General features: G+C 45.5%; 11 protein-coding genes. 5 read left to right on the top strand and 6 right to left on the bottom strand.

Going from position 1 to position 12,111, the window contains the following annotated elements; all coding sequences use genetic code 11:
* Positions 1–60 precede the first annotated feature (60 nt).
* From NI469_RS05240 to NI469_RS05225, 4 genes are read left to right on the top strand one after another with little or no spacing between them, the layout of a single operon-like run.
* The gene (locus tag NI469_RS05240; protein WP_253174569.1) at positions 61–2,115 is read left to right on the top strand and encodes a M3 family metallopeptidase; all 2,055 of its coding nucleotides are present in this window, start codon (positions 61–63) and stop codon (positions 2,113–2,115) included.
* A gap of 40 nt (positions 2,116–2,155) precedes the next feature.
* Positions 2,156–2,362, top strand: coding sequence for a YheV family putative zinc ribbon protein (locus NI469_RS05235; RefSeq protein ID WP_253174568.1), 207 nt, complete (start codon positions 2,156–2,158; stop codon positions 2,360–2,362).
* A 19-nt stretch (positions 2,363–2,381) separates the two neighbouring features.
* Entirely contained in the window at positions 2,382–2,816 is a 435-nt protein-coding gene (locus tag NI469_RS05230) for a restriction endonuclease subunit S domain-containing protein (protein WP_005168705.1), read from the top strand.
* Positions 2,817–2,871: 55 nt separating this feature from the next.
* Complete coding sequence (locus tag NI469_RS05225; protein ID WP_253174552.1) at positions 2,872–3,753, top strand: DMT family transporter; 882 nt, start codon at positions 2,872–2,874, stop codon at positions 3,751–3,753.
* A gap of 61 nt (positions 3,754–3,814) precedes the next feature.
* On the opposite strand, the gene NI469_RS05220 is transcribed toward NI469_RS05225, so the two are convergent.
* The 5 genes from NI469_RS05220 to NI469_RS05200 form a co-directional block, all read right to left on the bottom strand.
* Positions 3,815–6,097, bottom strand: a complete 2,283-nt coding sequence (locus tag NI469_RS05220; protein WP_253174551.1) for a TRAP transporter large permease subunit — start codon at positions 6,095–6,097, stop codon at positions 3,815–3,817.
* A gap of 197 nt (positions 6,098–6,294) precedes the next feature.
* On the bottom strand, positions 6,295–6,867 hold the full coding sequence (gene rrtA, locus NI469_RS05215; RefSeq protein ID WP_253174550.1) for a rhombosortase: 573 nt from the start codon (positions 6,865–6,867) through the stop codon (positions 6,295–6,297).
* A 67-nt stretch (positions 6,868–6,934) separates the two neighbouring features.
* Complete coding sequence (locus tag NI469_RS05210) at positions 6,935–7,975, bottom strand: hypothetical protein (RefSeq protein WP_004281480.1); 1,041 nt, start codon at positions 7,973–7,975, stop codon at positions 6,935–6,937.
* Between the two features lie 534 nt (positions 7,976–8,509).
* The gene (locus NI469_RS05205; RefSeq protein WP_253174549.1) at positions 8,510–8,896 is read right to left on the bottom strand and encodes a hypothetical protein; all 387 of its coding nucleotides are present in this window, start codon (positions 8,894–8,896) and stop codon (positions 8,510–8,512) included.
* On the bottom strand, positions 8,889–9,146 hold the full coding sequence (locus tag NI469_RS05200; protein ID WP_004281484.1) for an FAD assembly factor SdhE: 258 nt from the start codon (positions 9,144–9,146) through the stop codon (positions 8,889–8,891). The genes NI469_RS05205 and NI469_RS05200 overlap by 8 nt, the downstream gene beginning before the upstream one ends.
* Before the next feature lie 183 nt (positions 9,147–9,329).
* On the opposite strand from NI469_RS05200, the gene NI469_RS05195 reads away from it, so the two are divergent.
* Positions 9,330–10,502 (top strand): acyl-CoA dehydrogenase family protein, encoded by a 1,173-nt coding sequence (locus NI469_RS05195; RefSeq protein ID WP_253174548.1) that lies wholly within the window; start codon positions 9,330–9,332, stop codon positions 10,500–10,502.
* A gap of 60 nt (positions 10,503–10,562) precedes the next feature.
* On the opposite strand, the gene NI469_RS05190 is transcribed toward NI469_RS05195, so the two are convergent.
* Positions 10,563–12,053 carry a flavin-containing monooxygenase gene (locus tag NI469_RS05190; RefSeq protein WP_253174547.1) on the bottom strand — a complete coding sequence of 497 codons (1,491 nt, stop codon included), beginning with the start codon at positions 12,051–12,053 and terminating at the stop codon, positions 10,563–10,565.
* Positions 12,054–12,111: the final 58 nt, after the last annotated feature.

Here is a 12,111-nt window from a genome sequence, read left to right as displayed (position 1 = left end):
CCGGTCAAGCTTGATTTCTCGATCAAGAAGCCTTACTTCTAGAACTAACACTGAAAATTAATTTGGCAGACCGACATGACTTTAGAAAAGGCAACTTTGCCTGTTCCACAATTTGATCAGATTACGCTGGCTGAGCTAAAACAAAAAATTGAAAGCTGTATCGCTGAAGGGCAAAAGTTCCTGAATGACCTCACCGAAACGCCTACTACAGTACAGGAGCAGCTAACCACACTGGAACATGTCGACACGCTTGAAAATAATATGAGTGAGTCTTGGGGCATCCTGTCGCATTTAAATGCCGTGATGAACAATGCCGAAACCCGTGATGTCTATCAAGCACTCTTACCGGGACTTAGCGAATACTATACGCAACTGGGTCAACATACGGCCTTGTATCAGACCTATCAGCATATTTATGATGCGTCGATTTATAGTGAACTGCCGGCAGCGCAGCAAAGCGCCATTAAACTGGCCTTACGTGACTTTAAATTATCTGGGGTGGCGTTAGAGGGTGAAGCGAAAAAACGTTATGCGGAAATTTCGGCACGTCTGTCCCAATTATCTTCCGACTTCTCCAACCATGTGCTAGATGCGACTCAGGCCTATTTCAGACCGCTGAATGAAGATGAGTTAGCGGGTCTATCTTCAAATAATATTGAGCTGTTAAAACAATATGGTCAGCAACGTGAGCTGGATCAACCGGTGGCTACGCTGGATTTCCCGTCTTATCTGGCGATCATGACCCATTCAGAAAATCGCCCTCTGCGTGAAGAACTCTATAAAGCTTATACCACGCGTGCGTCAGATCAGGCTGAACAGAGCGAGTTTGACAATACTGCACTGATCGAAGAAATTCTCAGTTTGCGTCTGGAAATGGCAAAACTGCTTGGCTTTAATAATTATGCGGAATTGTCCTTAGCCAGCAAAATGGCACCAAGTGTAGAGGCCGTAGACGAATTCTTGCGTGATCTGGCAGAGCATGCCCGCGCGCCAGCAGAGAAAGAAATTGCAGAACTGAAAGCGATTGCTGCTGAAGATGGCATCCGTGATCTGCAACCGTGGGACAGTGGCTATTATTCTGAAAAGCTGAAAATGCAGCAATTTAACCTGTCACAGGAAGCGCTTAAACCTTACTTCCCTGCACCGAAAATCCTGCAAGGCCTGTTCAGTATTGTGAACCGTCTGTATGGCATTCAAGTCATTGAACGTGAAGCTCCGGTATGGCATTCGGATGCACGTTATTTTGAACTGGAAGATCAGGGTCAGGTGATTGGCGGCTTCTATTTTGACCTGTATGCACGCCAAGGCAAACGTGGCGGTGCCTGGATGAGTGGTTTCCGTTCCCGTATGCAGACCAGTGATGGCCTGCAAAAACCGATTTGCTATATGGTCGGTAACTTTACCCCACCCGTCGGCAATCGCCCTGCGCTCTTGACCCATGATGAAGTCATCACCTTGTTCCATGAATTCGGCCATGGCCTGCATCATATGCTGACAGAAGTGGACAATATTGCCGTGGCAGGTACCCATGGCGTGGCGTGGGATGCCGTTGAGCTGCCAAGCCAGTTTATGGAATTCTGGGCATGGGATCAGGAAAGTCTGGATCTGCTCAGCGAGCACATCGAAACTCAAGAATCCCTACCGGCTGAACTGCTCAAGGCCTTGCTCGATGCACGTTTCTTCCAGTCTGGCATGCAAACCCTGCGCCAGCTGGAATTTGCTCTATTTGACCTGAGTATCCACCGAGCCAATCCCGCTTTAAATGCAGCACAGGTTCAGGCTACTCTGAATGAGATCCGTGAAAAATATGCGGTTCTACCGACCACCGACTATAACCGTTTCCAGCACAGCTTCAGTCATATTTTTGCCGGTGGTTATGCAGCAGGATATTATTCCTATAAATGGGCCGAAGTTTTGGCCAGTGATGCTTTCGACCGCTTTGAAGATGAAGGTATTTTTAATACCACTACCGGAAAGCAGTTTCGGGAAAATATCCTCGCAGTTGGCGGAAAAGACACAGCACTTGACGCATTTATCAATTTCCGCGGACGCGAGCCAAAAATAGATGCATTGCTGCGTCATCAAGGTTGGACGAACCCCTCTAAAAACGCTTAAACTAGCTTTTTAAGTTGATCACAAGGTGAGTATGATGACCATTAAACGTCGTTTCATTGCAGGCGCAAAATGTCCAAAATGTCAGGCGTTAGATCGCGTCGTCATGCTGACCTCTGGTGAAGATGAATGGATCGAATGTATTGAATGTGGTTATGAAGAAAATCGTCCCACGCATGTTGATCAACCAGAAATACCAGCTGTTCCAGATGAAGTTGGCGTGATTCAGTTTAAACCTCGTTCAAAATAAAAACATCAAGGTTCAAGCTATGTCAGTAGAACAAAGAAATAACCCCAAACTTTTAATGGGGATTATGGGGGCTTTAGTTACTGTCGTTGCATTGGTATTGCTATATCAGTGGTTGAATGCCTCTTCCGGTGAAGCGGAACGCATACATCAGGAAGATATCGCGGCTGTTCCGGCAGCAAAACCTGCGGCGAAAACTGAAGAAGATACGGCGGCAGCGAAAGCAGCTGAGGCGATCGAAGCTAAAGCACTGGTATCAGATCAGCTGTTAGATGCACCAGTGCCGGAGAATGCCAGTTTGGCCAAAGAAGAAGTGGCTAAATTAGATGATATCCAAGTTCAGCTCAATGAACAAAAAGCCACACTGGATGCGCAGCATAGCGATGCCGACCAGTTGATCCAACTGAAAGAGGAACAGATCAAGTTACTTGAAGCACAACTTGCTCAAAGCCAGTAAATCTCGACAGCATTTCAGCTAGAATATCGTCAGATCTTCTAGCTCAGTTGTTTCCATGTCTGCCCCAGCCGCTCCGCATCTGCTTAAAGCCATTCTGTTACTGACCTGCTCTGCTTTTCTCTTTTCAGTCATGGGCGTGTGTATCCGTTATGCCTCGGCAACGGTTGATAATGCCACCGTGGTCTTCTTTCGCAATTTTGTCGGGCTGTTTATTTTCCTGCCCTTCATTTTCAATAAGGGCATTGATTTTTTCAAAACTAAAAAACTATGGATGCACACCTGGCGCGCAGTGGTCGGCCTGACTGCCATGTACGGCTTTTTCTATGCCATCGCGCATTTAAAACTCTCCAATGCCATGGTCTTCACCTACTCTTCCCCTATTTTTATTCCGCTGATTGCCTGGCTATTTCTTAAGGAAAAAATCACAGCAAGCATGTTAGTTGCGGCTCTGATTGGTTTCGTCGGGGTACTCTGTGTTGCCAAACCGGATTCGGGTTTAATTAACCTGATGTCAGTCATTGGTTTAAGTGCGAGTTTTCTGGCGGCGATGGCGTTTGTCACGGTTCGGGCACTGACCAAAACCGAGTCTCCGGAAAAAATCGTATTTTATTTCTGTTTTATTGGCACCCTGATTTCCGTGATTCCGATGTTTTGGCTATGGCGACCTTATACCCTGACAGAACTCAGCTATCTGATTACTGCCGGCATTCTGGCCAATTTTAGCCAACTATTTATGTCCAATGCCTACAAGCTGGCTCCGGCAGGACAAATTGGGCCAGTCAACTATGTGGCGATTTTCTTTGCCGGCATGTGGGGCTTTCTGTTCTGGCAGGAAGTTCCGGACCTCTATAGCCTAATCGGGCTGGGGCTGATTTTCTGTGCGATTCTACTGTGTAGCCCGATACTGCAAAAGCGCCTGAATTCTTCGAAGATTTGATCAAGATTCGAAATCAAAGCAATAAAAAAGCACCCGTAGGTGCTGTTTTATTGCTTTTCTTTTATTGATACCAGCCGAACAGCTTAAAGATATAAGGCACATAGGCAATAATCAGCATCGCAGGCAGCAATACTATTACCGGCAAAATCCAGCGTTCATAACGGTAGTAGAAAGACAGGTGTCGTACTTCTGCATCCGCTTCGGCCACTTCGGCATCACCAATCGACTGTCTGGCCAGTAAATGATTCAGCGCAACCGGTGGCGTCACATAACCCAGTTCAAAACCAATCAGGGTAATCATCCAGAAATGTACCGGATGAATACCGTATTGGTAAGCCACTGGAGCCACGGTTGCCGAGATCAGAATCACCGCACCGAATGGATCCATGATCATCCCGACAAAAATCATTAAGCCGACAATCAGTGAAATCACCAGAATGGTACTACTGATATCGGTCGGGAAGGCTTCCATAATTTCCATACGTTCTAGCAAGCCACCCACACTCACCGAAAGTGCCATCAGGATGACCAGAGCACCAATATGTCCCACGGTCTCACTGGTCGAAATATGCATGGACTTCCAGAAACCGACATGACGCAAAATTTCAGTCGCTTTTGAACGCTGCACAGCATGATCAACAACCAGCTCTTTGCCTGGTTGTTCGCTATGTTCAGCTTCACGATATTCTGCATTGGCCGCGGCACCGGCTGTCGCCAGTTCAGGTGTCGATCTTGAGTTTAAAGTTGCGGTCAAGGTTTCATCCCAATGCCCCACTGCCGGCAACGGCGCAGGTTCATGGCGTAACTTATCGAACAGGACAATCATCAGCAGAATGACTGGCATCATCACCGGTGCGGTAAATTCATTCAGGTCAGTCGACAAGGCATATTTATAGAATAACCAGATCAAAATGAAAATCACGATATATGGAATAATCGCCATGAAGGCACGACCGGATTGAGGAGCAGCCACAGTAGGCGCAGCAATGCGGAATTTGTTTTCTGCAAAGAACAGGGAAATTACCAGGAATAAAGTCGAGCTGAGCAGGAAGACATAAATCCCGTAGTGATACAGTAAGTCGGTGGTCACTTCTTTATTGAGTGATGCCACGACGACAATCAGCAAGCAAGGACGTAAGACTACGCCCATTGAGCCGGACATTGCGGTGGCTGCCAGTGCAAACTGACGGCGTCCACCCGCATTCCAGACTTCCTTATAAATAATCGCACCTGCGGCAATTACAAAAATCCCTGATGCTCCGGTATAGGCAGTCGGTAATGCAGCTGCCAGCAAGATTAGCCAGGTCAGGGTTTCAGGTGCCAAATTCCAGGGACGCAGAATGTTCAGGAACATGTCCACGACACGGGTCTGTTTCAGCAACATACCGGCCCAGATAAACAAGGCCAGATTCAGGAAGATACTAGAAAACTCTACCAATTGACCGAGGTAAATCCCCTGTCCCATTGGATAGTCCATAAAGAAAGTGAAATTTATTCCGGTCGTAATGGCCATATAGGCATATAGCGGTACACTCAGAAAGGCCAGACCAAAACTGCCGCCCTCACGCGTTGGTTTTGGTTGTTTGATCACCTGATACAAGCTGATCAATGTGAGGGTGCTGAACAGAATCATCCACAACCAGTAGATGTATTTCATCTCTCCCATCGGCACGCCCGAGTTCAATACGGACTGATATTGGCTATAGGATGAAAATGCCAGGAAAGCATTAGCAACCAGCATGGCGACCGAATAAACTTTAAAGTCGATACGTGTGCTCGGGCTACGTAAACCAATATGATGAGTTTTTAGGGTGGCACTGATCGCAGCAAAGACCACCATGATAACCAAGAGCAAAGCCCGGTTTTCTGTACCAAACTTGAAGATACCAAAGAAAGAGGTTTCAAACGTCCGATAAGCCCGAATACTTGGATGAGCTTCCACATGTTGAATGGCTTTATCATAGAACAGGTAGGATTCTTCACAGACCTGCTGTGCCTGTAACACCGCAGCACGGACATCCGCTTCCGAACGCACCCCGAAGAAATCGGCATATTCATCGGCTGCATCGGCTTTCATCTGCTGCTGAACACGCTGATCAACATTGATATTGCGTTCACATTGTGGACGCGTCGGTTCAGCCCTTAGAAATGAATATTGCATTGCGGTTGCCGGATCGCCGTAAATACGCTCCCCCATACGCAGCAACTGGCCGTGAATCATTTCCCCGGTGCCAATAATCAAAGTGAGCAAAAGTAAAACCAGCACGACGAAGGTCGAGATCCACTCTGTCCATATATAACGCAACAGACCTAATCCTGATCTGTTTTGATCATTATTTTGCATGTGTATTCCTATTTTTATTTTAGCGGCCTGATGCTTGGTCTAGGACGCTGATCTTCCCTTCTGCCTAGAAAATTCCTTTTCAAAGGTCAGGATCTTTATTCTATGTTTTGACTTTGCATGAAAATTGGCACAATAAAAATGACAATTTATATTTTCTTTTTGTATTTTCTGCCAAGTAAATTATTTATCTCTGCACTTTAATTATCCCGAAAATAATTGCTCACAATATAGATCAGCGCCAGAATCACGCCCCAAATCACCCCAAGTAAATGTGCCTCAACCAAAACCGGACTGCCAATCAGCTGCGCCGTCCCGACATTGCCAATGGTGTTTTCCCAGACCAGTTTGGCAAAGATCAAAAATAACACTAACGCCGCAAAGCCGCGTTCCCGCTTATACAGCAAATGTACACAGGCTACGGCGACATAGGCACCATGCAGCACGCCCGACAGACCCGCATAAGCTTCAATATTGGGCAAGAAAAAATAAAAACTTAAACTGATCAACGGCGGCAAAATCAGCAAAATGGCACAGAAATGCCAGACCGTGGCGCGTGGAAAAATAAAAGGTAAACAGATAAAGGCGAGAATATTCAGAAAATAATGGATCCAGCCCACATGTACCCAGTGCGCCGTCCAGAGTCGCCAGAATTCACCCAGCAGACTTTCTTGCCAGTAAATGAAATGATCGTGAAAAATTTGCAGACATGCAGAGAGAGAGACAAAAGCCGCTAGAAAAATAATTTTTCGTCGAAAATGTTGATCTAGCATCGGCCTGTTGTCCTCCCTGACCATCTAATTTGACTTCATCCCTGAAGCTTCATGCATAGTATCTGCATTACAGATCCGCACTGAACAGATCATCGAGCTCGGAAGAACTGTCGGATTCATCCCAGAAACGTTGCATGCCATCATCGCCACTACGTATACCAGTATTTTCTGTCCAGTAACGATCTGATATGCCACTGACCATAATCGCGGCCATGCTGTCAATCAGCTTGAATTGCGGATTTACCGGTTTTTCCTCCGTACGGGCCTGAGCAAAGGTTTTCAAGGCATCCCGAACTTTGGCATCATCGCCACTGGCCTGAGCCGCTACGGCATACAAGGCATGAGATAAACGTACACCTTTTTGCTCACCAATTTGTGTAGATTGTTTTAATGTTTGGTAAGGGTCAGGCTTGCCTTCCCCTGCGCCTGGCAACAAAGTCCAGATCACCGCACGGGTGGCATTCGGCGCACCCCAGAATTTCGCGTTATCCAGACACACCATGCCACGCTCGACCACGGCAGCAATATCTTTCGGTACATGCACTGCACCACCCGAGTTAATATCATTGGTCATAGCCTGCAAGCCACTGAGCATACCCAACAGATAAACCGTTTGCTCGATATCACTGTTCATGCGTGGGCATTCTTCACCCAGGGCTTTTTGGTATTTCTTTTCATAACGGCTCTGGAACAGTTGATAACCGGTATATTGACGCTGTGCTGCCAGTGCCGCCCAGCGCTTCTGCTCGATTCGGGCATCTTGAGCTTCTGCCACCTGATTGGTTTTTGAAGCACGTAAATAGCGTAACTCGGCTTCCAGCGCTTTTTGCTCGGCACAAATACCGGCAGCCGAATACATCAGCACGGCCACCCGTGTTGGATCCGCCCCCATTTCTTTGGTCGCCATAATGGCCGGCGTTAAAGAATTCCCTGAATTACACACCATTTCAGCATCATCCATCGCTAAAATCGGCGGTACAATATGGTTTTCGGTGAAACCCAGTGCAACATTGGCACCGGTTTTAATGACCTGAGAACACCCCGTCAAAACTGTTGTTGTTATTGCAATGGTCGCCATACCTTGGCATATTTTACGGACGTCTGACATTTTCCTGTCCTCTATAATTGTGATTATGTCCATCTTTCTGCTAAAGATATCAGAAGCATTTTGTGAATAAAAGAGTATTTACTCTAATTTAGACGAGACACTTTGCCATTAAATAGCCGCGCTGCAATTGACTGTATTTAGAAGAATACCAAATTTTGGGCAAAAAAAAGTAGCATTGCGACGGTTCAGCACATGCTACTTATTAACTGTACAAGCAGAAAAATAATAAACCCTGCTTGATTAAGATGAAAATTTATCCTTCAACACTGTCCCGAGTCGTCCGATCACCAGCGTTAAAACAATCGCTACGATCAGAAACATCCATACTGGAAATTCCATTAAGGTCTCCCGTAGTTGCTGTTGGTGAGTTAAATGTACAGGCTAAAAATAAAACATAGGGAATAAATTGTCAGACAATTTCTCTAAGTCATGGATTAACCTTGATTTCTGTCTGACAATAAAAATAGGAATTTGGTCTAAATATTTGTTTTATGAGCATTTTAATTAAATCATTAAAATGCGTTTGTTTTACAACTAAATTAATTTAGTCAATAATTTTAAGGATTTCCATTGTTTGAAGGGCAATTGATCACACCAGATCAATAAAGGTCGCGCCTTGGCATGCTGAAAATACACCACAATATACGCCTGATGATCAATTACGTGACTAATACATACCCGACGGGTCGGTCGTGCTTTGGTAGTCAATGACCATTCACGTCCATTCAGATATTCAAACTGCTCAATCTGTGGTGTCTTGCGGTAAAACAGCTGATAAATCACCAAGCCTATGACAGCGCACACTGCCCAAAGTGCAATCGGCAATAACTGATACAACAGATACATCAGCAGTGCAAAAATAAAAAGCTGAAACGCCAATGCACAGAGACTGCGTTTCAGCTTAAAGCAACGATTATCCATGAACGTAAAATTTAAGCTTCTTGATAAAATCTTTTAGTTCAGGACGCGGCGGCTCAGACACTTCCATAAACCAGTCCAGCAAATCCGGGTCTTCCTGCTCAACCAGCTCTGCAAACATCTGTTTTTCGAAAGGCTCAGCATTCAGGTAATGGTTTTTTACGTAGGGATCAAAATATACATCCAGTTCTTTTAGACCACGACGCGCACGATAAATCACTTTGCGCTCTTCTAAGCTGATGTCATCAGTCATCGAATTTCCCCAACTCGTTATAAACCCGAATAGTTTACCTGAAGCGCTGGCTGAATTTCGAGGGATTTCATAGAAATGACCAAAAGCATCAGCAGATTGAAGTCATTTGAACATTCCGCTCATTGCTGCTGATCTTGGCATGGCCTAAGTTAAACCAAACAGATCAAAATAAGGAATAACAAGATGCAATCTGCAGCCATTCGCCCACTCGCTCCGATGCTGCCGCGCCAACTCTTTACTGCCGAACATGAGGCTTTTCGCGAGACGGTACGTAAATTTTATGAGAAAGAAGTCATTCCACATACCGAGCGTTATGAAAGCCAGCAGCATGTAGATCGAGAGCTATGGAATAAAGCCGGTGAGCTTGGATTGCTCTGCGCTACCATGCCTGAGGAATATGGCGGATCTGGCGTAGACCGGTTGTATAGCATGATTTTGATTGAGGAACAGGCCTATGCCGGAGATTCAGCGACTGGGTTTTCGCTACATTCGGATATCGTCGCCAATTATCTGCTGAACTTTGGCAGTGAAGCTCAAAAACAGCAATGGCTGCCGAAAATGGCGTCTGGAGAGGTCGTCACCGCAATCGCCATGACCGAACCGGGAACTGGCTCTGACCTGCAAGCAGTGCGGACATCTGCTGTATTGGATGGCGACGACTATGTGATTAATGGTTCCAAGATTTTTATTACCAATGGCTATCTTTGCGATATGACGATTGTGGTATGTAAAACGGGCAATAATGACAAAGGTTCGGCCAATCTGTCATTGATTATAGTCGAAGCCGACCAAGCTGGATTTAGTAAAGGCAAGCCGCTGAATAAAATTGGCATGAAAGGTCAAGATACCTGTGAACTGTTCTTTGACAATGTTCGGGTTCCGAAAGAAAACCTGCTCGGTCCGGAAGGCATGGGTTTCATGATGCTAATGAAAGAACTAGCTTGGGAACGCCTGATTGTAGCGATTATCTGTCAGGCAGGTGCTGAAGCCGCTTTTGCCCACACAGTAAAATATACCAAGGAACGTCAGGCTTTTGGCAAGAGCATCAGCCATTTTCAAAATACCCGCTTTAAACTGGCAGAACTACGTACCGAGATCGATGTGTGCCGGGCTTATCTGGATCGCTGTATGCAGCTGCAACTCAAGCATGAACTAGGCGTAGATGCCGCTGCTGCGGCCAAATACAAGATTTCAGAAATATATAGTAAAGTCGTAGATGAATGTCTGCAATTGCATGGCGGCTATGGTTATATGCTGGAATATCCGATTGCCCGTGCCTATATCGACAACCGTGCCAACCGGATTTATGCGGGTACCAATGAAATTATGAAAGAACTCATCGCACGTTCACTTTAAAATGGATGCATAAAAAAGGAGTCTCTCAGGACTCCTTTTTCTGTATGCAAAGATATAACTTTAAGAAACCAGACGCGGTTTATGCTTTAAAGCATTACTGTTTTTTCTAAATTTCAGTACACCATCTTCAAACGAAGCCTGTTTGAGCTCCTTACGGTCTGCCAGATAATTATTGCTGACTTTCCACGGAGCCTGTTTGCCTTGCTTTGGCATGACGTCTGCAGCCCGGGCAATATAACCCGAACTGAGACTACCCATGACGGTATCCTGAAGCAATTCACTCTGATCTCCCTGAGGAATTACCTGTGCATAACCTTGCTGATCCATATAGTTCAACAGACGGCAAATATATTCTGCTGCAATGTCGACTTTAAGCGTCCAGGAGGCATTGATATAGCCAATAATCAGCGCCATATTCGGTATGTCACTGACCATGATACCTCTATACAGCATATGCTGAGAGGTATCGATAGGCTGACCATCCATCGTCGCCTGAATCCCGCCAAGAATTTGAATATTCAGACCGGTGGCAGAAACAATAATATCAGCATCCAGATGTTGACCTGATTTCAGCTGAATTCCCGTTTCGGTAAAGGTTTCTATCTGATCCGTTGCAACCGATGCCTGTCCTTCACGTAAAATTTTGAACAGATCTCCATCCGGCACCACACAAAGACGTTGATCCCAAGGTTCATAATTCGGGGTAAAGTGCTTCATATCCACTTTACCTTTCAGCTGGAATTGCACCGATTTAAGCAAAAGCGATTTTAATAATTTTGGCTGTTTCTGTGCCAAAGCGTAAATCCCGCGCTGCATGCCGATATTACGCGCACGTGTCAGCTTATAGGCGACCTCCTCAGGCAGATATTTACGCATTTTTGAATAAATAAAATCGACCGAGGGTACAGAGGCAATATAAGTCGGTGAGCGTTGCAACATGGTCACATGTCCTGCTCCGCCTTTAACCATCGCAGGAACCAAGGTAATCGCGGTCGCACCACTGCCAATAATCACTACCTTTTTGCCTTGATAGTTTAAATTTTCCGGCCAATGTTGCGGATGAATAAATTCACCTTGGAATACAGTTTGATTAGCAAATTCCGGCTGAAAACCCTGATCATAATTATAATAACCGGTACAACCCAGTATAAAGTTGGCGATCCAGATCTGCTTCTTACCGTGTGCATCCTCGATCTCTACTGACCATTTGCAGGTCGCAGAATCATAATCAGCACTTAAGACACGATGCTGAAAATGGATTTTCGGCTGAAGCTTAAATTCCTCTACCACTTCAGTGAGATAGTTTTTGATGGATGCGCCATCTGCAAGCACACTTTCTTTCTTCCAGGGTTTAAAATTAAAGCCAAAAGTCGACATATCCGAATCGGAACGAATTCCCGGATATTTAAACAGATCCCAAGTTCCGCCAATACTTTCACGACGTTCGATGATGTCAAAAGAGCGTTGTGGACAATGTTTAGAAAGATGCGCTGCCAGACCAATCCCCGAGATCCCCGCACCCACAATTAGAATATCTACCTGCTTTTCCATGTTGTTTTTTTTACCTAAGCGATGCTATCTGTTTTTATTAAATCACAAAACTGACAAT

It is taken from the genome of Acinetobacter lwoffii (assembly GCF_024129735.1).
Taxonomy (GTDB): domain Bacteria; phylum Pseudomonadota; class Gammaproteobacteria; order Pseudomonadales; family Moraxellaceae; genus Acinetobacter; species Acinetobacter lwoffii_H.
The sequence above is the reverse complement of the archived record's forward strand: the minus strand, read 5'-3'. Positions and strand labels throughout refer to the sequence as shown.